Source organism: Paenibacillus sp. UMB7766-LJ446, assembly GCF_030226665.1.
In the GTDB taxonomy this organism is placed as follows: domain Bacteria; phylum Bacillota; class Bacilli; order Paenibacillales; family Paenibacillaceae; genus Paenibacillus; species Paenibacillus vandeheii.
Window position 1 is genome coordinate 32,125 of sequence record NZ_JASOYM010000017.1, and the last position, 22,935, is coordinate 55,059.

Annotated in this window: 19 protein-coding genes and 1 pseudogene; 12 read left to right on the top strand and 8 right to left on the bottom strand. The window is 48.2% G+C overall.

The genetic code is table 11. The features are described 5' to 3' along the window. Window positions 1-365 precede the first annotated feature (365 nt). Window positions 366-1,595 carry a family 8 glycosyl hydrolase gene (locus QP794_RS29470; RefSeq protein WP_285080258.1) on the top strand — a complete coding sequence of 410 codons (1,230 nt, stop codon included), beginning with the start codon at window positions 366-368 and terminating at the stop codon, window positions 1,593-1,595. A 363-nt stretch (window positions 1,596-1,958) separates the two neighbouring features. On the opposite strand, the gene QP794_RS29475 is transcribed toward QP794_RS29470, so the two are convergent. From QP794_RS29475 to QP794_RS29500, 6 genes are all read right to left on the bottom strand, one after another. Next, window positions 1,959-3,284, bottom strand: coding sequence for a 6-phospho-beta-glucosidase (locus tag QP794_RS29475; RefSeq protein ID WP_285080260.1), 1,326 nt, complete (start codon window positions 3,282-3,284; stop codon window positions 1,959-1,961). Window positions 3,285-3,338: 54 nt separating this feature from the next. Next, entirely contained in the window at window positions 3,339-4,331 is a 993-nt protein-coding gene (locus tag QP794_RS29480) for an N-acetylglucosamine kinase (protein ID WP_285080261.1), read from the bottom strand. 33 nt (window positions 4,332-4,364) lie between these two features. Then, window positions 4,365-5,372 carry a LacI family DNA-binding transcriptional regulator gene (locus tag QP794_RS29485; protein WP_285080263.1) on the bottom strand — a complete coding sequence of 336 codons (1,008 nt, stop codon included), beginning with the start codon at window positions 5,370-5,372 and terminating at the stop codon, window positions 4,365-4,367. Between the two features lie 131 nt (window positions 5,373-5,503). Then, window positions 5,504-6,895 (bottom strand): ABC transporter substrate-binding protein, encoded by a 1,392-nt coding sequence (locus QP794_RS29490; RefSeq protein ID WP_285080264.1) that lies wholly within the window; start codon window positions 6,893-6,895, stop codon window positions 5,504-5,506. A 53-nt stretch (window positions 6,896-6,948) separates the two neighbouring features. Then, window positions 6,949-7,839, bottom strand: coding sequence for a carbohydrate ABC transporter permease (locus QP794_RS29495; protein WP_285080266.1), 891 nt, complete (start codon window positions 7,837-7,839; stop codon window positions 6,949-6,951). Beyond that, complete coding sequence (locus tag QP794_RS29500) at window positions 7,836-8,756, bottom strand: carbohydrate ABC transporter permease (RefSeq protein WP_483311971.1); 921 nt, start codon at window positions 8,754-8,756, stop codon at window positions 7,836-7,838. The genes QP794_RS29495 and QP794_RS29500 overlap by 4 nt, the downstream gene beginning before the upstream one ends. A gap of 305 nt (window positions 8,757-9,061) precedes the next feature. On the opposite strand from QP794_RS29500, the gene QP794_RS29505 reads away from it, so the two are divergent. Together QP794_RS29505 and QP794_RS29510 are read left to right on the top strand one after the other, a co-directional pair. Beyond that, window positions 9,062-10,282: a TraB/GumN family protein gene (locus tag QP794_RS29505; protein WP_285080267.1), complete on the top strand. Its 1,221-nt coding sequence runs from the start codon at window positions 9,062-9,064 to the stop codon at window positions 10,280-10,282. Window positions 10,283-10,410: 128 nt separating this feature from the next. Next, a complete protein-coding gene (locus QP794_RS29510; protein ID WP_285080269.1) occupies window positions 10,411-10,767 on the top strand; it encodes a FlxA-like family protein in 357 nt (118 codons plus the stop codon). Between the two features lie 143 nt (window positions 10,768-10,910). Here QP794_RS29510 and QP794_RS29515 read toward each other — a convergent pair whose 3' ends face one another. Then, window positions 10,911-12,266, bottom strand: a complete 1,356-nt coding sequence (locus tag QP794_RS29515; RefSeq protein ID WP_285080270.1) for an MATE family efflux transporter — start codon at window positions 12,264-12,266, stop codon at window positions 10,911-10,913. 166 nt (window positions 12,267-12,432) lie between these two features. On the opposite strand from QP794_RS29515, the gene QP794_RS29520 reads away from it, so the two are divergent. From QP794_RS29520 to QP794_RS29555, 8 genes and pseudogenes are all read left to right on the top strand, one after another. After that, window positions 12,433-13,167, top strand: coding sequence for a class I SAM-dependent methyltransferase (locus QP794_RS29520; RefSeq protein ID WP_285080271.1), 735 nt, complete (start codon window positions 12,433-12,435; stop codon window positions 13,165-13,167). 166 nt (window positions 13,168-13,333) lie between these two features. After that, complete coding sequence (locus tag QP794_RS29525; protein WP_285080272.1) at window positions 13,334-13,912, top strand: RNA polymerase sigma factor; 579 nt, start codon at window positions 13,334-13,336, stop codon at window positions 13,910-13,912. Next, window positions 13,909-15,168, top strand: coding sequence for a hypothetical protein (locus QP794_RS29530; RefSeq protein WP_285080274.1), 1,260 nt, complete (start codon window positions 13,909-13,911; stop codon window positions 15,166-15,168). Before QP794_RS29525 ends, QP794_RS29530 begins: the two co-directional genes overlap by 4 nt. A gap of 60 nt (window positions 15,169-15,228) precedes the next feature. Further along, a pseudogene (locus QP794_RS29535) lies at window positions 15,229-15,685 on the top strand (2-thiouracil desulfurase family protein). A gap of 248 nt (window positions 15,686-15,933) precedes the next feature. Further along, window positions 15,934-16,611 carry an NAD(P)H-dependent oxidoreductase gene (locus QP794_RS29540; RefSeq protein ID WP_285080276.1) on the top strand — a complete coding sequence of 226 codons (678 nt, stop codon included), beginning with the start codon at window positions 15,934-15,936 and terminating at the stop codon, window positions 16,609-16,611. Between the two features lie 147 nt (window positions 16,612-16,758). Next, the gene (locus tag QP794_RS29545) at window positions 16,759-17,070 is read left to right on the top strand and encodes an ArsR/SmtB family transcription factor (RefSeq protein ID WP_063567799.1); all 312 of its coding nucleotides are present in this window, start codon (window positions 16,759-16,761) and stop codon (window positions 17,068-17,070) included. 163 nt (window positions 17,071-17,233) lie between these two features. Next, a complete protein-coding gene (locus QP794_RS29550; protein WP_285080278.1) occupies window positions 17,234-18,268 on the top strand; it encodes an LLM class flavin-dependent oxidoreductase in 1,035 nt (344 codons plus the stop codon). A gap of 317 nt (window positions 18,269-18,585) precedes the next feature. Then, a complete protein-coding gene (locus tag QP794_RS29555; protein WP_285080280.1) occupies window positions 18,586-19,746 on the top strand; it encodes an AI-2E family transporter in 1,161 nt (386 codons plus the stop codon). A 141-nt stretch (window positions 19,747-19,887) separates the two neighbouring features. Here the strand turns inward: QP794_RS29555 and QP794_RS29560 are convergent, their stop codons facing one another. Then, window positions 19,888-20,259, bottom strand: coding sequence for an ArsR/SmtB family transcription factor (locus QP794_RS29560; protein ID WP_024632971.1), 372 nt, complete (start codon window positions 20,257-20,259; stop codon window positions 19,888-19,890). A gap of 259 nt (window positions 20,260-20,518) precedes the next feature. Between QP794_RS29560 and QP794_RS29565 the strand changes: the two genes are divergently transcribed. Next, window positions 20,519-22,900: a heavy metal translocating P-type ATPase gene (locus QP794_RS29565; protein ID WP_285080283.1), complete on the top strand. Its 2,382-nt coding sequence runs from the start codon at window positions 20,519-20,521 to the stop codon at window positions 22,898-22,900. The last annotated feature ends 35 nt before the right edge of the window (window positions 22,901-22,935 follow it).

Here is a 22,935-nt window from a genome sequence, read left to right on the forward strand (position 1 = left end):
AACAATGCAGTAACAGTGGTAGAACGACAGACAGTAACGTCAATGAACGAGAATGGACGTAAGACAGTAAGTATAAAGGCAACAAGCAAACCCCGGGACATTCGTTCCCGGGGTTTTTACTGTTAAATGTCGATTCAGGACTTTAGATTCAATCGCGGAAATATCTATTTACAAATATTAGAAGAACATTTAAAATAAATGTAAGCGTTTTAAAAGTTAAAGCGCTTAAACTTTAAGACGGAGGTGATTGTGGTTTAGCGAGTATCAAATCATTGTTTAAACCTTCCAGATGCTGCACTGAATTTTCGGCTTAAAGGTTATGTCATGGATCAAGACCCATATGAACCTAAAAGGAGTGTAAGTTTATGAGAAAAAATAGGGGATTTTCGTTTAGCAGCAAGGCTGTTATGATGTGTTGTCTCGCTTTTCTTCTAATTCCGGCGAGTTTTGCTTTCGCTGCTCCAAACAAGCCGTTCCCGCAGCACACGACATATACCAGCGGTTCGATCAAGCCGAACCATGTTACGCAAAGTGCGATGGACAGCGCCGTGAAAGCGAAATGGGACAGCTGGAAATCAGCGTATCTGAAGACGGCGGGCACAGGAAAGTATTATGTGAAGTATCAGTCCAACGGGGATACCGTATCTGAGGCACATGGGTACGGAATGCTGGCAACGGTGATAATGGCTGGTTATGACAGCAATGCACAGACCTATTTTGACGGACTATATCAATATTATAAGGCTCATCCAAGCGCCAACAATTCGAAACTGATGGCGTGGAAACAAAACAGCAGCTTCCAGAACATTGAAGGTGCCGATTCGGCCACGGATGGAGACATGGACATTGCTTATTCGCTCTTGCTTGCGGACAAGCAGTGGGGTAGCAGCGGCAGTATCAATTACCTTCAGGCGGGCAAGGACATCATCAATGCTATTATGCAAAGTGACGTGAATCAGTCGCAATGGACGCTGCGTCTTGGCGACTGGGCAACGGATAACACGTTCAAAAATGCTACCCGTCCATCGGACTTTATGCTGAATCACTTGAAGGCGTTCCAGGCAGCAACAGGTGATGCCAAATGGACAAACGTGATCAACAAAACCTATACCATCATCAACTCCTTATATAGCGGCTACAGCTCATCAACCGGATTGCTTCCAGACTTCGTCGTTCTGTCGGGCTCGACGTACAAGCCGGCTTCAGCCGATTTTCTGGAAGGGGCGAACGACGGCAACTACGATTACAATTCATGTCGTACACCTTGGCGGATCGCAACGGATTACCTGATGACTGGTGACAGTCGGGCGCTCAATCAGCTAAACCAAATGAATAGCTGGATCTCGACCAAAGTAAGCGGCAACCCTAGCAGTGTGAAAGATGGTTATAAACTCAACGGCACGGTCACAGGTTCCGGCGGCAGCGGCGCGTTCTATGCACCGTTTGGTGTCAGCGCTATGACCTCGTCCACGAACCAAAGCTGGCTGAATTCCGTCTGGACCAAAACAGCCGGCAGCTCCAATGAGGGCTACTATGAAGACAGCATCAAGCTCTTCTCCATGATCGTGATGTCCGGCAACTGGTGGACATACTAAGCAACTGAAGTTGGTTGATTGCTCAAATGCCAGCAGGTAGGGAGATTAGCTCCCTGCCTGCTTTTTTATGAATGGAGCTAGGAGAATGATTTGAGCAAAGCGATTTAGATGGCAAGTGTCTATAAAACGTAAAACCGCCATATCTCAGGAAATGCTGGGACATGGCGGTATCGTATAAAATTATAGAATCTATCAATATCAGCGAAGCTGAACCATTCTATAACCATCCTATAGTCGCTAGAAAAATAACATTTAAATATGGTCTGTCTTTTGTGAAATTACATCGATAGACGTTTTTCTTATGGGATCAGGACGAATGAATGAATGAATGAATGAATGAATGAATGAATGATAGCCGAATTATTATGCATTAGCTGCAGTTTCCGTAAAAAACTGCGGCAAATATTCCTTGTTGGCTTCGAGCATTTCATCCAGCATCTGAATCGCCACTTCGACCGAAGGAACCAAAGGATGATGGGCCAATGCCTGAATGGCCAATCCGCGATCACCGGTCACGGCAGCATCAATGGCGAGGCGCTCATAGGTTTTAACCGCATGGATCAGTCCGACGGCCATTGGAGGAACCTTGGTCAGCTGCAGAGGCAGCGGGCCGGTTTTGGTAACCACACAGTTGACTTCAATGCTGGCATCGTCCGGCAGGAAGTCGATGATGCCTTGATTGGCTACGTTCAGCGTCTGAATGTCATTCGTTCCGTTGTAGAGTGAGCGCATCAGGTTCACGGCTGCTTCGGAATAAAAAGCGCCGCCGCGCTGCTCCAGCTGCTTTGGTTTATCCTTCAGCTCCGGATCATTATATAGCTCGAACAGTTCTTCTTCGACGCGTTTAACTACTTCCGCACGGTTGCCGCCTGTTTGTAAGGATTCCAGCTGCTCTTCGAGCATGGCATCGGTCATATAGAAATACTTCAGATAGTAGGAAGGCAGGGCATGCAGGGATTGCAGAAATTCCGGATTCCATTCCCGTGCAGGTACGTTCTTCGCGCTGTAACTGGCCGTATCGGCCAGCATCTCATCCAGTTTGTCTTCTCCGTTCACATCGATACGCGTAATCCAATGCAGATGGTTCAGGCCGACAAACTCGGCATAGATGCGGTCCGCTTCTACGCCGTATTTGGCCGATGTCTGCTTGATCAGGCCAATCGGCGCATTACAGAGACCGATGCTTTTAACGTTGGAATACTTCAGAATGGCTTCCGTGACCATACCCGCCGGATTCGTAAAGTTCAGCAGCCAGGCATTAGGAGCGAGTTCTTCAATATCACGGCAGATATCAAGCAGGACCGGAATCGTCCGCAGCGCCTTCATCATGCCTCCCGGACCAGTGGTTTCCTGGCCGATCACGCCGTATTTCAGGGGGATGGATTCATCGCGGCCACGGGCATCCAGCATGCCGACACGCATTTGCGTGCTGACGAAGTCCGCGCCCTTGATGGCTTCACGGCGGTCGAGCGTCAAATGAACTTCAATCGGCAGACCGGATTTCTCCACCATGCGTTTGGCCAAGTTGCCGACAATGTTCAATTTGTGCTGTCCCGGCTCAATATCCACCAGCCACAGCTCGCGTACAGGAAGCTCGGCATGGTGAAGGATGAACCCCTCAACGAGTTCCGGAGTATAGGAAGATCCACCGCCGATTACGGCTATTTTTAGTCCTTGTTCGTTTGACATTTTGCACACTCCAGTCTTTTTAGAATTTTTTATGATGACAGTCCCTATGGACGTTTATCTTGTTGTTTGCTTAATATGTTCGAATTCGCGGAAGGCCCGCATTGTGTCATATACATCATGGCTTACCGTATGTCCGTCCGCATCCATAGCAGACCATAAAGCACCGACGACAGGTTCTGTGGCCAAGGTTACGATGGTCGCATTTGGAGCAACGTTTGCGACAGCCTGTTCAACCTTGCTGCGAATCCAGCCGCGATCTCCCCTTGTTAGCAGACTTCCTGCTAGTACCACGTCAAAGGTGTCCTTTTCCATTCCGAGCTTGTGGATGACAGCAGTCGCTGATTTACCAAGCTCGGCGCCCTGACGGTTCAGAATTTCCAGAGCTACAGCATCGTTCTCTGCGGCAGCTTCAAACAGCAGCTTCGCAGCATGGACAGGCACATGCTTGCCGTGATCCTGGAAATCATCGAACATATCGCTGACACTATCATATCCAAGGAAGTTCAGCAGGAGGGGAGTCAGGAGTGTTGTCTGCTCACGGCCGTCCCAGGAACGGATGACAGAGCGGAACACCTCAATATTGAGGGAACCCCCGCCGCCGAAATCGCCGTACATATAATCAAAACCGCCGATCTGTACATGTTCTCCTGCCGGATTGCGGCCTGCAGAGTTGGTGCCTGTGCCGCAAATCAATGCGACCCCGTAAGGGCGGTTCGTGCCTGCGCGCAGGCCGATCATCGTGTCACAGTCAATCGAGTAATTCCGGGTGAATCCGATTCTCTGAACCAGAGGATGCAGAATTCGGTAATCTATCTCCCGATCTGCGCCTGCAAGCCCGAAAAAGGTGTGCGAAATTTCATGAATCTGCAACCCTGCCTCGTTCAGGGCTCCTTCTGCAGCTTCCCGTATGCTTTGCGAGGCCAAGGTGTGGTCAATCTGGTGATTGCCGTTGCCGCCCACGCCTTTGCCAAGCACATTGCCGCAGTCATCAGTCAGCAGGGCGTATGTTTTTGTTCCTCCCCCATCGATTCCCAAGTAGTAAGTCAATGGTCGTCACTCCTATATATAAGGTTATATTTTTTATCCGGTCGTATCTTCTGTTGGCGATCCAGTAGATTCTCTCACGATGAGTTCAGGGTCGATTCGCACATTAGCCCCGCGCTTCATCGTACCATCCATACGTTTCAGCAGCATATCCGCAGCAGCAATCCCAATGCGGTCGGCAGGCTGCCGGACCGTTGTCAGGTGGGGGTGCAGCTTGGATGAAATATACTGATCGTCATAGCCGACAATAGCTACCTGTTCAGGCACCTTGATGCCTTCTTCCATGAGGGCATTCACGACCCCAAGCGCGATATGGTCATCGCCTGCAAACACTGCGGAAGGAAGGCGGCCATCCCGCAGCCATTGGCGGCAGATGTCATAACCAAAATCGATTTCGAAATCGCCTGTGATCATGTCGAACGGAGCCAGGTCTTGTTCCTTAAGTGCCTGCAGGAAACCGCTGCGGCGCTCTTTCGTACTGCGGAACATGTCGTCTCCGCTTATGTGTGCGATGGATGTATGGCCTAGATCAAGCAGATGCTTCGTAGCGGCATAACCGCCTTTGTAGTTGTCGATCGTTACGGAAAAAGCATCGTTCTCCGGCTTCTGATTGTCGATTAGGACATAAGGGATATTGCGCCGCTTCAATTCTACAATGTAGTTATCTTCTTCTATCGGTGAGAGCAGAATAAGACCGTCCACCCGGTCCTCTTGGATCAGGTAATGAGTTTCATCCGAGCCAATGCCGGTAGAGACCGAAACGGCAAGAAAATAGCCGTGAAGCGAAAGCACTTCGTTCAGCTCCTTAACGACGGCGTCAAAGAAGGAGTCCTGAAGAGTGGTCATGATCAAACCGACGATTCCTGTCTTGCCGCGGGCTAAACTCCGCGCAGCAGCGTTGGGATGATAATCAAGCTCCTTAATGGCGTCAAGGACCTTTTGTCTATTTTTCTCACGAACGGATTCGGCACCATTGAGTACCCGGGAAACCGTTACAACGGATAATCCTGATTTTTTTGCTACATCAAATATACTAACCTTCATTGTTTATTCTCCTTGCGGCAGATTTTCCGTACTTTATATTGATTTAACACTAGTATACATGTACGGAGGCTTAGCCGCGAAGCTAATTTAGTAGATGCACCGCCCCTTGCGGGACGGCACAATGTCTGGCGTTAACGGTTGATAATTTCCATAACCTTTTTCTGAATCGTCGGCATCACTTCTTCAACGGTGTTGTGTCCGGTATCGATCGGCTGCATCTCGTTGATGAACATGTCGTTGATCTGAGAATAGTGGGTGATCAGGTGGTTGTAGGATTCAAATCCGTATTTCACTGCGCCTTCGTAAACCTTCTTCACATCTGCTGGATCGATGCCTTCAAAATGTTTGTAATAGGTCTCGGCTGCCTTCGTATTTACAGGAGGATTGCCGCCGCTCAGGTCAATGGATTTTTCCTGAACCTCGTCGCTGACCAGGTACTTGATCCATTCAAAAGCTTCCTTCGGATGTTTAGAGCCTTTCAGAATCAAGAGCGGATCGACAAACAGCACGCTGCGGACCTTGTCATTGCCGCCGGCCGGCACTGCTGCCACGCCAACCTTGAACGGAAAGTCATTCGAGCCGGCAAGGCTCCAGGAGCCGCTAACGGTCATACCCACCTTACCGGTTACGAATGCATCGCCGTTTTGCCCCGCTACACTTTTGCTCCATTCCGTTGTCGGAGACACTTTATCTTTTAAAATCAGGTTGAACAGCTTGTTATAGGCTGCGATGACTTCCGGCGAATTGAAATAAGTTTCGGATGGTACGCCGCCGTTGGTCCAGGTATCCTGGGAGTAAGGTTCGGCTCCAAAATAGAGCGGACGCATATCGCGCTCGGACCATGTGAAGTCAACGCCATATTGAGTGTTGGCAATATCGTTGGACACATGTGTCATTTGCTTCGCGTCTTCGACCATTTTATCAAACGTCCAGCTCTTGTCCTCGTAATCGCTTGGAGGATAAGGAACGTTGGCAGCGTCGAACATGTCTTTGTTATAGAGCATCAGAGTAACGTACATGTTGACCGGAATACCGTAGACATGGTCTTTAACAGTATAGATTTTCATAAGGTCATCCGGGATGCTGTAGTCGGACGCCTTAAATCCGTCTTCCTTAATCATGTCGTTCATGTCGAGCAGCATGTCTTTGTTGTAATACTCCGCAAAACCACCGTAGCCATAGTGGCTTGTGACGTCAGGCGATTTGCCGCCGGCAATCAGCGTTTGGAGCTTACTGTCGAACTGCTCGTAAGGAGCTTTTTCGACTTTTACCTTAATGTTCGGATGTTTGGCTTCAAAATCGGGAATCAGCTTCTCAATAAAGGTGCGATCCTCGGAATCGATAGTGTAGTGCGTTATGGTTACTTGCTCGCCGGAGGAGCCGGATTTAGCGCTATCACCATCGTTACCAGGTACTACATCTCCCGCTGATTTACCGCCGCTGCAGCCGGACAGTGCCAATACGACGAGCATGCTGGTCGCAAGCAAAAGTGCAAAAGTCTTTTTGATCCTTATCTTTTTCATGAATGACAGTCCCCCATATATTCAAGTTTTTTGCCGCCCCTGCGGCGGAGCCTTTACTTGATGCCTGTAAGTACAATTCCTTCCACAAACCGCTTCTGGGCTATCGCAAACAGGGCCACGATTGGCAGCATGGCGAGCACGGAGGCAACCATGAGCAGGTGCCACGGTTGAATCCGGAAACGGGAAGAGGTAAAGGAAGACATACCGACCGGAAGCGTAAACTTATCCGATGAGCTTAAGTAGAGCACAGGTGTCAAAAGATCGTTCCAGCTGTAGATGAAGGCAAAGATCGCAACAGTTGCAAGCGCCGGACCGGACAGAGGCAAAGCAATTTGTCTCCACATCCGAAACTCGCTGCAGCCATCAATGCGTCCGGCGTCAAACAGCTCATCCGGGAGCGTGGAGAAGAACTGTCGCAGCAAAAAGATGTTGTATGCTGAACCAAAAAATGCAGGGACAATCAGCGGCAGAAAGGTATCGATCCAGTTCAGTTTGGAAAAGAGAATGAACTGTGGGATCATAATCGCCGGATAGGGAAGCATCATGGTGCTGAGCATGAGCATGAACCACAAGTTGCTGCCTTTGCCCCGATATCTGGCGAAACCATAGCCTGCAAGCGCCGACGAAAACAGGGTGCCAACAACGGTCAAAATGCCAATAATGAGACTGTTCATATACATTTGACCGAAGTTCAGCGTGTCGAAAATCTCTCTGTAGTTACTCCACTGCCAGGACTCTGGCAGAAAGGTCGGAGGAAACTTCAGCAGTTCCTTCTTCGATTTCAGCGAGGTCGAGACCATGAAAAACAAAGGGAGGAGCATGAGAAAGGTAGTGACCACCAGGGCAATGAAGCTGGCAATGCTAACCGCGTCGATTTTGCGCCGGCGTTTACTCACAGAAGGTGAAGCCCCTGCCCCTGGGCTGGCAGTCGGAATTGTGCTCATTTGCGTCCGCCTCCTTCATAGTGAACATAACGGTTCGAGAGTTTAATAATGAGCGCCGTAAACGCCATGACGACGATCAGCAGCACCCAAGCGAGTGCCGATGAGTATCCTGCCCTGTATTCCTTGAAGGCACTGGTATACAGGTTGTAAACGTAGAACCAGGTCGAGTAGTTAGGACCCCCTTGGGTCATTACATACGCCTGCGTGAACACCTGGAAGGAATCGATGACGCCCATAATCAGCTGGAACAAAAGTACCGGTGAAATCATGGGCAGCGTTACGTTCAGGAAAATCCTGAAGCGTCCCGCACCGTCCAACTTGGCGGCTTCTACGAGACTGGCAGGAACGCCCTGAAGTCCCGCAAGGAACAGAATCATGCCTGAGCCCACTGTCCAGAAGGACATAATCATGAGAGCGTAAAGCGCATAATCGGGGCTCATGAGCCAGGATGGCCCACTAATGCCGAACCAGGACAGCACGTAATTGAACAGACCGATCGATGGGTTGAAAATCCAGTACCACAGCAGAGACATCGCGACGCCGGATACCATGCTCGGAAAATACATGGCGGTTCTGAAAAATCCGCGGAACGGTATTTTCGTATTGAGCAGGAGAGCAAAGCCAAGTGCCAGCAGCAGCTGGATCGGTACACTGATAAATGTATAGCGCACCGTTACGACAACAGATTTCCAAAACAGGTCATTGTGAAACATTTCGTTGTAATTCGCGAGTCCGACATATTTCGGCGGGTGGATAATATCATAGTCCGTGAAGCTGTAATAAAGGGATGACAGAATCGGATACAAGGCAAACACCATGAAACCGATAAGCCATGGAGAGATGAAGAGGTACATGTAAAATGTCTGCCGTCGGCTTTCGCGATGGGTCACATAAACACCAACCTTTCTATTGGACATAAAATTATAACGCTTTAACTTTCGAAAGATAGTTCCCTTAATTGAAAGGTTTCATATGATGTTATGCAATTGAAAGTTAAAGTGCTTTAACTTTTGTAGCCGGACTGATGACATTATCATAGTGGATGATTTCTCAATAATCAACCCTTTTTTTGGTTAACTGAAAGCGCTACCTTTGTTGGCGCTTCTGAAGTACTCACATAGCCCACTCTGCCGACTTTTAGAGAGCGGACTTTTTGCTGTGTTATAATAAAGATAATGATGCCAAAAAAGAAATATATTGTGAATGAAGGAGAATACATAATATGAAAAATTGGAAACGAATGCTCTTATCCCTTACAATCTCGGTAGGTTTGCTCGCATCTGCAGTACCAGTTATGGCGGCTCCACAGAAGACTTCCGTCAAGGTCAATGATCAGGCAGTAGAATATGCGACAGAAGTGCCGATTATGGATAAGGGAACCACATTGGTTCCGCTGCGTACCACTCTTGACGCGATGGATGTAAAGCTGACAACTGCAACGGATGACACGATCACTGCCGTAGTGGATGGCAAAACGATTACGCTTAAAAGTAAACTTACACGAATCAATGGCGTAACGTATGCGCCGATCCGTATCGTCGGGGATGCAGCTGGTTATGAAGTTCGCTGGGATGGGACAACGCGCACCGTTCTGTTGGTCTCCAAAGGTGGAGGCACGGAAGCTGTCCAAACCGGCGCCCGCGGTTTTATGTGGGAAGTCGAAAATAATGGAAATACGGTGTATCTGGTAGGTTCCATGCATATTGCAGATGATAGCTTCTACCCGTTACGTAAAGAATTTGAAGAAGCTTTTGCCGAAGCCGACTATCTCGGTGTGGAGATTGATATCAGCAAAGCTGCCGATGAGGCGCAGCAGAAGCTGATTATGGATATGGGGATGTATCAGGACGGCACAACGCTGAAGGATCATGTGTCCAAGGAAACGTATGCTAAACTCGGTGCCATTTTGAAGCAAAGTGGCTTGCAAGTCAATGCTCTTGATGCATTTAAACCATGGGTGGCGGAATCGACTCTCAGCAGTCTGAAATCAGTGAAAGCCGGATACGAAGCATCTGCGGGTATCGATCTGTATTTCATACAAAAAGCCGTTGAACGAAAATTGCCCGTGCTGGAGCTGGAATCCTATGAATCCCAGTTAGGCATGTTCGATCATTTCTCCAATGAACTGCAAGAGAAGAATCTGAACGCTGTGATCGATAATTTTGGTGTCCTTGATGATTCTGTCGACCAGATGGCTGAAATGTGGAAAACCGGGGATGACCAGGGATTGCTAGAATTCACCAATAGCATGGCTGTCGATCCAGAGTATAACAAAGCAATGCTTATTGACCGGAATATCGGGATGGCTGACAAAATCGATGGCTACCTGAAATCCGACAAGAAAGAGGAATATTTCATCGTAGTTGGCGCAGGCCACTTCCTGGGTAAGGATGGGGTTATCCAGCTGCTGAAGGATAAAGGGTATAACGTTGTGCGCAAATAAATGCGCTATCTAAAAGTCCCCCTTAGGACGACTTGAAAGCTAATCATTCAGCAACCTTTCAGTTGAATTTAACGTTCCTTTTGTTTGGATGGGATATAGTGGAACCAAGAAAGAGGAGGAGATCAACGATGAATATTTCTTCAGCAGCAAGTTCCACGACATCCTACATATCCACATCTTCATCCAGTTCGAACAGCACAAGCGAGTTGGAAAAGCAAAAGACGAAGCTTGAGGCCGAATTGGAGAAGGTACAATCCAGCAAGGACGATGAGAAAACCAAGGAGACCAAAACGAAGCAGCTGCAGCAGCAAATCAAGCAAATCGAAGCTCAAATCTCGCAGCAAAGCGCCCAGAGCAGCGGTACAACCGGAACCAAAGAAGCGCCGCCAGCCAAACCTGCGAACAATGGCATGCAAGCCGCATCCCCGCAAGAAATTGCAAATGCCACGACGGACAGCAATGGCCGATTCGATATTCGGGTATAAAGTAATATAGCACCTAATCTAAAAACCTTAGGTAAACATATTAAACGAGCCAATCGATAAAAATAGAGTTGATTGCCTTACCAAAAGACCTGCCTGATCTCTGTAGATCAAGCAGGTCTTTTGGTTGTTCACATGTACATGCTTTATTCAATCGTTAAACTGTTTATCCGTTCAGAGATGGATTGTTTTTTATAGTACATCCCAATAGTCACCAGAACCATCATTTCAGATAACGGAACAGCAAGCCATACACCAGTGACACCCAAGAATGAAGGGAGGATAACAATCAAGGCAACCATAATAATCATCTCGCGAGCAGCTGTAATCCAGATAGCCATTTTGGCATTCCCGACAGATTGGAAGTATGTGCTCATGACAAAGTTAATACCCATAAACAAGTATGCAAAAGTAAATATGCGCAAACCGTACACGGCGTTATCCGTCACGCTGTCACTGAAGTTCCCGAAGATTTGCACAAAATAAGGTGCGCCCAGTTGAACAACAAGCAACAGCAGAACCCCACATGCCAGAGCTGTTCTGGAGGCTAAGCGAATGGTCTGTTTTTCCCGATCCATCTGTTTGGCTCCGTGATAATAACTGACCAAAGGTTGGGCAGCGGACGCCAGGCCGAGAAATGCCAGCAGTACAACGCCATGAATATAGTTCAGGACTGTAAAGGATGCCACGCCATCCGTGCCCGCAATCCGATCCAGTGAAATGTTGTGAGCGATGGAGAAGACGGACATGCCCAGTTCAGCCAGGAAGCTGGGGAAACCAATGAGCACAATGGAACCCAGCAGTTTGGTATTCCATCTGAAGCGGGTCAATTTAAGATTATTTGTTTTTTTGAAAAAATGAGTCAGCAGGACGAGAAGCGCCAGAGATGCCGATACGATTGTGCCAATCGCCACGCCACGGACACCCCATTCCAGTACGTATAACGTTACATAATTGAGTACAATATTGGCTACCGCAAACGTAATCTGAGCATACATGGATGTATTGGGATTTCCGTCGTTTCGAACAAAAATAGTGAGTGCGTTCTCAATGGTGAAAACGAAACCGAACAACAAAATGATATTCATATAGTCCGCAGCAAACGGGAATGTTTCAGTATTGGCACCGAGGGCGAAGACCAGCTTATCTTTGAATGTATAGGCCGTGTATCCGATGACCATCGTAATCAGCAAAATGATCGTTATGGATTTGGTGAAGATTTGCTTCGCGGTTGCAGGGTCTTTCTTCCCCATGTAAGTTGAATACAAGGTAGCTCCGCCCATACCAATCCATAGCGACATAGCTACAAAAAGCGTATAGACAGGAGAAGCAATCCCGATTCCGGCCAGCGCTGTAGAGCCTAATTTGTGCCCAACCATAATGCCGTCGATAATAAAGTTGAAAGCGATAACCAGCATCCCTAATATGGAAGGCACGAGGTAGCTTACAAATGCCTTACCTACAGATTGCCTTTCTAATGGATGCGTCCAATTTGTGTTCATGGTGACCTCCGTTAATATACTGAATGTTCATTCTGTATTATATTATACTGAACGTTCGTTCTGTATAATAACATGCCATGATTTTGGTTGGCAACTTTTCCAAAAGATTATCGTTTATATGGTAGAGTTAATGGGGCATCTTTTATGACACGGGAGGGATCACTGTATGAAACAAAACAAATATGATGAAGCCGAATTTTTCGGCAATTACAGTCAGATGGCTAGATCCACCCAAGGACTGGAGGCAGCTGGTGAGTGGCATGAGCTGCAAACGATGCTGCCTGAATTAAAGGGCAAGAACGTATTGGATCTGGGATGCGGATTCGGTTGGCACTGTCGATATGCACGTGAGCAGCAGGCACGTTCGGTGGTTGGCGTGGATTTGTCTGAAAATATGTTGCAGCGTGCACGGGAGATGACGGATGACCCTCATATCGAGTACCAACGCATGGCGATTGAGGATATTGATTTTGCACCCGGACAATTTGATGTGGTGATCAGTTCACTGGCTTTGCATTATATCGAGCGTCTGGATCAGGTCTATGCCAAAATCAATGAATGTCTTGTTCAAGGAGGTACGTTTGTCCTGTCTGCGGAGCATCCCATCTTCACGGCGCGGGCGGAGCAGGACTGGCATTATGGAGCTCAGGGTGAGATACTGCATTGGCCTGTGGATCATTATCATGAGGAAGGACAGCGGGTAGCGAACTTTCTGAATCAGGATGTGGTGAAATACCACCGGACGCTGGCGACGCATCTGAATGAATTGATTCAGGCGGGGTTTGTCATTCAACAGGTAGCCGAGTCCAAGCCATCCACGGAGATGATGGAGCAGGTTCCAGGTATGCGAGACGAGAGTCGCCGACCGATGTTTCTCATGATTGCTGCGGTTAAGGTGTGAGCAGCTTTCGTCGTAGATTGAATGGATTTATCATAGATAGACCAGCGCGTTCAGTGCATCTGGACCTTGCTGGTTTATTTTATTTTGCAGGAGAGGGAGAAAGAAATAAGGCGTTGGGGAACCAAACCGGATTGGACGCAGTCTTATTAAGTGAGGTGAACATCAGTTGGACTATCAATATCTGGCACATGCTCAGACCATCGACAATTACACACTTAGCAATATGATGGATGACTACGGGAACGACGTATGGAATTACGCGTACTTTCTGACCAAAAGTACCGAGCAGGCGGATGAATTGTCACAGGAAGTGTTTATCCGGGCATATTCCGGGATCGCCCATTTTCGCGGAGAATGCTCATTGAAGACATGGCTGCTGACCATTACTAGGAACACGACATTTACATACCGGAAATCCAGATTTTTTCGCAGCAGTTTATGGGGAGAAACCCTGCCAATCCACACGGAACAGGTTAATGCGAGCCAAGGCGAGATGAAGCCCGAAAAATTTGTTCACCCTTCTGCCGAAGCCGAGGCGATTAGCAGGGAGCATGTTCATGAAATCTGGGACATCGTCATGGCTCTGCCGGACAAATTCCGGGAATTGCTTTTGCTGCATCTGAAGTATGAGCTTACGACGGGGGAAATTGCGGAAATGCTGGGCATCAGTGCGGGAACGGTCAAATCGCGACTATCGAGGGCGAAGGCCAAAGTACGGAAACAGTGGGAGGAGCGAAGCGAATGAAACATATGGATGACGAATGGGAAAAAGTAGCCCGGCAGGAGCCGTTTGCGGCGTCTCCTTTTACCGAAGAGCATAAGCAGAACGTACTTCGTCAGGTAGCCTGGCTCAAATCGGGATCTGCACAGAAAATGAGTGATGCTGGGGATAAGTCTAACGAGCAACACGTTCGGCCGAATCAACGTAGACGCAGTTTTCGCTCCCGCAGAGCCGTTATGGTGTACACGACGATAGCAGCCGTGGCAGCGGTTGTCATTCTCTGGAACGGACAGATTGTGGAGCCGATCATTGAACAAGTATATCCCACAGCAGCGCTGCAATATACTGATGATGCTGGCATGAACCTGCTCACAGACAAGATGAAAAAAAATGTAGCCGTCACGATGCGAGACTATCTTGGCAAACAATTACGTATAACCAAAGTGAAGGACTTGCCTGTCTCTGGAAGAGTGTCTGTCGAGGCTGGAAAAGAAGGCGATGCAGAATATGCGTTGATCTGGCTTGATGCGGCAACAGGCAATCTGCGTGAGGTACAGATGAGACGGGAGATGGCAGCTAATGAGCTTGAGCATCGTTATTTGCGTCAGATCCCGTCACTGCTTGAAGGGATAAAAAGTGACCCTACGCTAAAACCGATCTCAGCCAGACGTTATGTGAAAATGAAGCAGGGTCAGGAAAAACCGGTATGGTTCACAACAGTGTTTTTGGAGAATAGTAGGGGCAGTGGCAGTATCGAATGGACGAGGGATGAAGCAGTATCCGTTTCTGGTAGTGTGAGTTCAGATACTGTATCACAAGATTTAATAACAGAAGCCAGAATGTCGATTGAAGCCTTGTCTGGTGAGCCCGCACCTGATTTGAAAGATATAATTTTTGAACAAAATGGCAAGACGCTTGAAGATACTACGGACCTGTATTTTGGAGATCGGTATTTAGTAAGTAGAATTGGTGGGAGATTTAGCAACGGATATACTGTAATGGATTACCAGAGGGGGATTCCAGAGCTTGAAACTCGGGAAGAGTATGAGCTTTACTTTGAGAAGTTACTTAACATGAAGGAAAGTATAATCAGGCAGAACGCAGCACCAGTAATAAAACAAATGTTCAATATTGATCTTGATCATTATAAACTTGAAAGAGATCCAAATACGCCTGGAATGGTCACATTTCGTTCAGCAGAGACAAAGATCTACAATACTTTTCAGGTTCGATATGAAGACGATGCACGGATTACAATGATTACAAGAATTGACCTCTAAGACCTGACTCCTTATGATACAATCAAACTAATAGATGGATCGAGCATAAGGAGTATAACGATGAAATATTTGGTGAGTTCATGTCTTGCTGGCGTAGCCTGCCGTTATAACGGAACAGCGAGTCTGGATGCAAAGATTCAGGAGCTTGTGGAGCAGGAACAGGCGAAGATGGTCTGCCCGGAGCTGCTTGGCGGATTTTCCACCCCGCGGGAGCCGGCTGAAATTATCGGCGGTACGGGCAAGGATGTCCTGTCAGGTACAGCCAAGGTGATTGAGAAGAGTGGCAACGACGTAACAGATCTATACAAAAGGAGCCTATCAGACACTTGAATGGGCGCAGAAACTGGATGTCACCTGTGTAGTACTCAAAGAATTCAGTCCTTCCTGCGGTACACAGATGATCTACGATGGCAACTTTGCCAACCACAAGGTTGTGGGCGAAGGGGTTACTTCTGCTTTGCTGCGGCAAGAGGGGTTTACGGTCATCTCGGAAAATGAGTTCATGCAGCAGTTTTAATCATCATTGCTGACATGAACCACAGATAAGTCGCCTTGGGGAGCAGCAGATCCATGGCGACTTGTTTTTGGTTACAACAGGGCATGCACTTGACCATAGAAAAACCTTGTTAGATAGCTATAGTTACTTTTATGAACTAAGAAACAACATTGTGCGTACTTTTATATTTTGATTATAGAATCTAAAATAATACTCAGGCATTCAGTTTTAAACCATGAACATAAACAAGAAAAGGATGTGCAGATCATATGGAATCTTCGGCAAAAGCCATTACAAAAGAAACGGTCTTGAACGCTTACCATTTTCGCCATGCAACCAAACAGTTTGATGCTTCACGTCTCATTCCGGCAGAAGATTTTGAGTATATTCTGGAAACGGGACGATTGTCGCCAAGCTCGATCGGATTGGAACCATGGAAATTTCTGATTGTACAGAACCCGGACTTGCGCAAGCGTCTGTCTGAAGTCTCTTCCGGGGCTCAAAAGCAATTGGCGGCGGCAAGCCATTTTATTGTTATTTTGGCGCGGTCTGATGCGAGTTATAACTCGCCATACGCGGAATACATGCTGAAAGAAATCAAGGGCATGCCGGATGACGTATTTGAGTTGACTCGTGAAGCTTATGGCAAATTTCAAAATAACCAACGGATTCTGGAGAACCCCCGTACTTTATTGGACTGGGCGTCCAAACAGATCTACATTGCTCTTGGCAATATGATGACGGCGGCAGCGTTGATTGGTATCGATTCTTGCCCGATTGAAGGGTTTAACTATGAGGGCGTACATTCGATTCTGGAAGAAGAAGGTCTGCTGGAGGATGGACTATGGGATGTTTCCGTTATGGCAGCCTTTGGTTATCGTGCGGAAGACCCGCCACGCGAGAAATCCCGTCAGCCTTTGGAAAAAATCACTCAGTGGATTGATTAAATTTACCACTCCATGCTGGAGCAAGTGAAAGAAACCATCAGCAGCAGGTTCTAAACGCATAACCATGAATTTATTGACAGGCCGGTTCGTTCGTCGAATCGGTCTGTTTAGTTTGCAAAATGAAAGAAAGGCGGTATAATCGTACCCATGGAACCTATACTCATATTCAAAGCATTATCCAACGAGACACGTCGACAGATTCTGTTGTGGCTCAAAAACCCGGAGCAACACTTTCCACCGCTGGAGCTGTCCCAGCATCCGGATGCTGGAAAGAGCGGCATATGTGTTGGTACGATTCAGGTGAAGGCCGGACTGGCTCAATCCGTCATATCCAGCTATCTGCTGACCATGCTCAAAGCCGGGTTACTGATCTCCGAGCGTAGGGGACAGTGGACGTATTATCGCCGCAACGAAGAAACCATTCGTCAATTTGCCGAGTACGTACAGCACGAGCTATAAGCCGGACGCCGAGACGGAAGCAAGAATGCAGGTGCAAGCGGGTATTCCGTCCGGATGTAAACGGCTTGAGGAGTAGCTCTGCACATCATTTTTTCACGCTTTTACATCTATATATCTGGATATACAAAAATAAAAATATAACTACAGAGGAGAACTATATATCATGTCTACCGAAAACACAGCTGCATCCCATAAAAAACATATTAACGACGTTAAATTGTCCATTCTGGATCTGGCGCCTGTCGTTGTAGGGGCCACACCTGCGGATGCGCTTCGCAATAGTCTGGATCTCGCTCAGCACGCGGAGCGTTGGGGATATCACCGTTACTGGGTAGCGGAGCATCACAACATGCCAGGCATCGCTTCTTCAGCCACTTCGGTTGTGATTGGTTACCTCGCGGGAGGAACGAAAACCATTCGTCTCGGTTCAGGTGGAATCATGCTGCCTAACCATGCGCCGCTTGTGATTGCCGAGCAATTTGGTACACTGGAGTCCCTGTATCCAGGCCGTATTGATCTTGGACTGGGCCGTGCACCGGGAAGTGACCGTCGCACATCATTAGCCCTGCGTAAAGACCTCAACAGTGGTGAAGATTTCCCTGAATTGCTGGCTGAGCTTAGAGCCTACTTCGATGCCTCTGCTACATCGTATCATGCACCCGTTCGCGCTGTACCCGGTGAAGGATTGAATATCCCGATTTACCTGCTCGGCTCCAGTGATTTCAGTGCTCGTCTGGCAGGACAGCTGGGATTGCCGTTTGCTTTTGCCAGCCATTTCTCACCGGATTACACCCGGATTGCACTTGAAACGTATCGGAGCAGCTTCCAGCCATCCGATCACTTGAAGGAACCCCATGTTATTGTGGGTGTAAATGCTGTCGTTGCGGATACTGACGAAGAAGCAGCATGGCTCGGTACAACGATGCAGCAGCAGTTCCTGAACATTATTCGCGGCACAACAGGATTGGTGCAGCCACCAGCCGATATGGAAGGCAAATGGACAGATCGTGAGAAAGCAGGGGTAGAGCAGACGCTGAAAGTGGCTGTGAACGGTTCTCCGGAGACCGTGCGCGGTCAACTGGAATCGTTTATCGATCAGACTCAAGCAGATGAGCTGATTATTACGTCGATGATCTATGATCATCAGGCACGCCTGCACTCGTATGAACTGATTGCACAACTGGCGGGAAAAGCATAAGCAAAAGTTTAACCAAAAGTATAGACAAGCAGCTAAGGTATAAGGATTTGCTGACATAATAACGGTTTGCCTCTTCGGAGACGAGCCGTTTTTTGGTAGGGATATTTTTCAAAAGGAGTTCTATGGGGCATAAGGATCTTTTTAGGGTAAAATGATCTTACCGCTCTAATTTGAAACGGTTAAACAGCGCCGTACGTATAAACTCCATGTGTTATACATATGTTGGCTTGTACAAGCTACTTTATGCGCAGTCAAGAAACATGCTGGTTTATAGCTTATGCTTTGATAAAGGATACATAAGAGAGGAAGACACGCCTATGGAGCAACCTGAGCAACCCCGCATTTGGCCGGATCGGTTTAAGCGATTTTTTCTGAATAACAAGTTTGTCCTTTTTCTGTTAATTCTGCTGCTGGTAGGACTGAACGTGATGGTTCTGACCAAAGTATCCTTTGTTTTGCACCCGCTTGCGGTGCTAATCAAGACGATTGTGCTGCCAATTATTCTGTCGGGTATTCTCTATTACCTGCTGAATCCGATTGTGGATGTCATGGAAAAGTGGAAGATCAAGCGAGGATGGTCCATTCTAATCTTGTATCTCGCTATCGGAGGTATCCTGACAGTCGTTGTACTGGCAGTCATTCCGGTCGTGCGTAACCAAATTACGGGGCTGATCGAGAATTTCCCAACGTATAGTGAGACGGTAAAGCATCAGTTTGAGGAACTTACGGGCAGCCAGCTGTTCAGCCAATTCCAGGAAGCGGTGAACCTGAACTCCCAAGACTGGTGGGGCACGATCTCCCAGAAAGCCACTGAGATTCTGAACTCGACCTGGACCCGATTGGGCGGATTCCTTGGAGCATTCACCGAGACGGTGCTGTCCATAGTAACGGTTCCGTTTATCCTGTTCTATCTGCTGAAAGACGGCAAGAAGCTTCCAGCGAAAATTCTGTCATTCCTGCCAATCAAGAGCCGTACGGGTGCAATGCATGTGCTGGAAGATATCAATCACCAGATCAGTTCGTTCATTCGCGGACAGATTATCGTCAGCTTCTGCATCGGTATTCTGCTCTACATTGGTTATATGATTATTGGTCTGGACTATGCGCTGATTCTTGCGATTATCGCATCGTTCACAAGTGTCGTTCCGTACCTGGGACCTGCAATCGCGATTACGCCTGCGTTGATCGTTGCCCTGGTCACTTCTCCGGTGATGCTGCTGAAGATGGTAGCCGTGTGGACCATTGTGCAATTAATTGAGGGTAAATTCATCTCACCTCAGATTATGGGCAAAACGCTCAAGATTCACCCGATCACAATTATCTTTGTCATTCTGACTTCAGGCAATCTGTTCGGTGTGGTGGGCATTCTGCTGGCCGTTCCGGGATACGCGGTGCTGAAAGTATGTGTGTCACATATCTTCAACTGGTTCAAGGAACGATCCGGCCTGTATGATCCGAAAAATAACAATCTATTGTAACCGGAGTGGGCAAGCCTAAGCTGATCCCCCATAATACACTTCTTTTTCTGCCAAAACGGTGCCCTTATACAACAGAACCCCCGTCCATCGGCTAACAGCCGAGAGGCGGGGGTTCTGTTGTATGAACAGGCAGGCTAATGCCTAGCCATGTTTAATATGCTGGAGCGTTTGCAGGAAGATCTGCTCAATGTGTGCATCATCCAAAGAATAATACACGGTCTTGCCTTCTTTGCGCCGCTTGACGATCCGCATGTTGCGAAGCGACCGCAGCTGGTGCGAAATGGCCGACTGTCCCATATCGAGCAGCACCGTCAGATCGTGCACACATAATTCCTTCTGCAACAGCGCATCAATAATACGAAGCCGTGTCGGGTCGCTGAAAGCCTTGAACCAATCAGCCATCTCGGAAGAGGTCTCGCGATCCATGAGAGAAGCACGAAGGGTCTGCACGTCAGCCTCTGTTCCAGAGCAGGCCGCGTCGCATTCGGCAGGAGCTTTAACCGGTTGTTCCATTTCCTATCACCACCTATATGAACTCAACCTTTGATCAAATGTTCTTCGATAAGCCTATTATATCCAAAAAACGTCTAAAGCGAAATGATTACTATTAGCATATTCTGTATGAAAAATCAACTGGAATTGTTGACACTCATGTTTAGGCGTGCATATAATAGGGTTAACAAAACATATGAATGATTGCTCATATGTTGATTGTAAGATCAAAAAAATTACGGATAATTTTGTTTTACGTACTGCAAAGGGGAGAGTTCACATGGGAACCGGACAGGAACAGGTGAAAAGGGAACTGCTGCTGGATGGATTGGATTGCGCGAACTGCGCATTGAAGATTGAGAATGGCGTCAAAAAAATTAAAGGTATTTCCGATTGCTCGGTTAATTTTGTAACTAAAACCTTATCCATGCACACCACATCCGATATGGATGAGCAGGTGGTGGAAGAAGCGAAGCGCAAAGTTCTTCGGTTGGAGCCGCATATTCGTATTTCGGAAAAAAATAAATCATCACAAGGCAGTCGTGCTGCTGCCGATTCAATAAACCATGCCAACGGCAATGTGCACGCACACGCAGGCAGCGGAGTCCACACGCATGAGTACACGCCGAGTGGTCAAGATCATGCTGGTCATTCCCATGACCATGATCATGCACATGACCACGCCCATCAACACGGCGTCCAAGGGCACGTGCATGATCATGGAAGTCATGTCGGTCACGATCACGAACATGCAGACAGTCACGATCATGACGCGCACGCCGGACAATCGCATGAACATGGCGCCGGGCAGACGAAGGTGCTGCTGGCACGTCTGGCGGCAGGCTCCATTCTGCTGGCAGCGGCGATCTGGTCCCCGCTGGAAGGATGGGCGCAGCTTGCACTCTATGTTATCGCTTATCTGATTGCAGGGGGAGATATCGTCCTCCAAGCGTCAAAAAACATTATTCGCGGTCAGGTATTCGATGAATACTTCCTCATGTCCGTCGCCACCATCGGTGCTTTTGCCATTGGTCAATACCCCGAAGGTGTTGCGGTCATGCTTTTCTATCAGCTCGGTGAGCTGTTTCAGGGAATGGCGGTTAATCGCTCAAGGAAGTCGATCCAGTCCCTTATGGATATTCGCCCGGACTATGCCAATATGCTGATCGGTACGGGAGAAGAGACCAAGCGGGTTTCTCCGGAAGAAGTGCGCATTGGAGATCGCATCGTGGTCAAAGCGGGCGAGCGGGTGCCTCTGGACGGGATCGTCAAGGCAGGTCGTTCCATGGTAGATACGTCCGCTCTGACGGGTGAGTCGGTGCCTCGGGAACTGGAGCCCGGCAGTGATGTGCTGAGTGGGTTCGTGAACAAAAACGGGATGTTGACCATTGAAGTAACGAAAACCTTTGGTGAATCCACGGTATCCAAAATTCTGGATCTGGTGCAGAATGCGAGCAGCCGCAAAGCCAAAACGGAACATTTTATTAGCAAATTCGCCCGTTATTACACGCCGGTTGTTGTTATTTTGGCTGCATTGATTGCGTTCGTTCCGCCGCTGGTGCTTAGTGGTGCAACATTCGCCGATTGGATCTATCGTGCACTGGTGTTCCTCGTAATCTCTTGTCCGTGTGCGCTGGTCGTCTCCATTCCGCTTGGTTTTTTCGGTGGCATCGGAGCTGCCTCACGTAACGGTATACTCATCAAAGGAAGTAACTACCTTGAAGCACTGAACGATGTCAAAGTCGTTGTTTTTGATAAAACGGGTACACTAACCAAAGGTGTTTTCAAAGTAACAGCCATTCGCCCTGAAGGTGGGCGCACGGAAGATGAATTGATGGAGCTTGCTGCCATTGCCGAAGCCCATTCCAATCATCCGATTGCTGAATCCATTCGTGCAGCTTGGGCAAAAGATATCCGTACCCAGGGTGTAGACGATTACGATGAGGTAGCCGGACATGGCATCAAGGTCAGTGTAGATGGACGTGAAGTGCTTGCTGGTAACGCCAAATTAATGGAACAGGCAGGCATCCCGTACACGACTCCACAAACCGTGGGCACAGTGGTGCACGTTGCCGAATCAGGTTCGTATGTGGGCCATCTGATCATTGCCGATGAGGTGAAGGACGATGCAGCGGCAGCTATTCAGGCGCTCAAGAAGCTGGGCATCCGCAAAACAGTGATGTTGACAGGGGATGCCAAGGCTGTTGGTGAGGCTGTAGGGCGTGAACTGGGTGTCGATGAAGTATACGCAGAGCTGCTGCCACAGCATAAAGTCGAACAGTTAGAGCGGCTTGAAGCTTCCAAATCACCAAAAGAGAAAATGGTGTTTGTCGGTGATGGCATTAACGATACGCCCGTCTTGGCGCGAGCCGATGTAGGTGTAGCGATGGGCGGACTCGGTTCCGATGCTGCTATTGAAGCGGCAGACGTGGTCATCATGACGGATGAACCATCCAGACTGGCGAGTGCGATCCGGATTGCAAAACGGACACGAACTATTGTCTGGCAAAATATCGGTTTTGCATTGGGTGTCAAAGCGATCTTCCTGCTGCTGGGTGTGTTCGGAATTGCCACCATGTGGGAAGCGGTATTCTCTGATGTAGGGGTGACCGTGCTGGCTGTCCTGAACGCCATGCGTGTACTGCGGGTGAAGGATATCTAAGTTTTACGAAACGATCTGGGCGGCTCTTCGTATAT

What these genes read in the sequence shown, in the direction of transcription:
- QP794_RS29470 (WP_285080258.1), top strand. Translation starts at nt 366, where the DNA reads ATGAGAAAAAATAGGGGATTTTCGTTTAGCAGCAAGGCTGTTATGATG.
- QP794_RS29475 (WP_285080260.1), bottom strand. Translation starts at nt 3,284, where the DNA reads ATGTCAAACGAACAAGGACTAAAAATAGCCGTAATCGGCGGTGGATCT.
- QP794_RS29485 (WP_285080263.1), bottom strand. Translation starts at nt 5,372, where the DNA reads ATGAAGGTTAGTATATTTGATGTAGCAAAAAAATCAGGATTATCCGTT.
- QP794_RS29490 (WP_285080264.1), bottom strand. Translation starts at nt 6,895, where the DNA reads ATGAAAAAGATAAGGATCAAAAAGACTTTTGCACTTTTGCTTGCGACC.
- QP794_RS29495 (WP_285080266.1), bottom strand. Translation starts at nt 7,839, where the DNA reads ATGAGCACAATTCCGACTGCCAGCCCAGGGGCAGGGGCTTCACCTTCT.
- QP794_RS29500 (WP_483311971.1), bottom strand. Translation starts at nt 8,756, where the DNA reads ATGTCCAATAGAAAGGTTGGTGTTTATGTGACCCATCGCGAAAGCCGA.
- QP794_RS29505 (WP_285080267.1), top strand. Translation starts at nt 9,062, where the DNA reads ATGAAAAATTGGAAACGAATGCTCTTATCCCTTACAATCTCGGTAGGT.
- QP794_RS29510 (WP_285080269.1), top strand. Translation starts at nt 10,411, where the DNA reads ATGAATATTTCTTCAGCAGCAAGTTCCACGACATCCTACATATCCACA.
- QP794_RS29515 (WP_285080270.1), bottom strand. Translation starts at nt 12,266, where the DNA reads ATGAACACAAATTGGACGCATCCATTAGAAAGGCAATCTGTAGGTAAG.
- QP794_RS29520 (WP_285080271.1), top strand. Translation starts at nt 12,433, where the DNA reads ATGAAACAAAACAAATATGATGAAGCCGAATTTTTCGGCAATTACAGT.
- QP794_RS29530 (WP_285080274.1), top strand. Translation starts at nt 13,909, where the DNA reads ATGAAACATATGGATGACGAATGGGAAAAAGTAGCCCGGCAGGAGCCG.
- QP794_RS29540 (WP_285080276.1), top strand. Translation starts at nt 15,934, where the DNA reads ATGGAATCTTCGGCAAAAGCCATTACAAAAGAAACGGTCTTGAACGCT.
- QP794_RS29545 (WP_063567799.1), top strand. Translation starts at nt 16,759, where the DNA reads ATGGAACCTATACTCATATTCAAAGCATTATCCAACGAGACACGTCGA.
- QP794_RS29550 (WP_285080278.1), top strand. Translation starts at nt 17,234, where the DNA reads ATGTCTACCGAAAACACAGCTGCATCCCATAAAAAACATATTAACGAC.
- QP794_RS29555 (WP_285080280.1), top strand. Translation starts at nt 18,586, where the DNA reads ATGGAGCAACCTGAGCAACCCCGCATTTGGCCGGATCGGTTTAAGCGA.
- QP794_RS29560 (WP_024632971.1), bottom strand. Translation starts at nt 20,259, where the DNA reads ATGGAACAACCGGTTAAAGCTCCTGCCGAATGCGACGCGGCCTGCTCT.
- QP794_RS29565 (WP_285080283.1), top strand. Translation starts at nt 20,519, where the DNA reads ATGGGAACCGGACAGGAACAGGTGAAAAGGGAACTGCTGCTGGATGGA.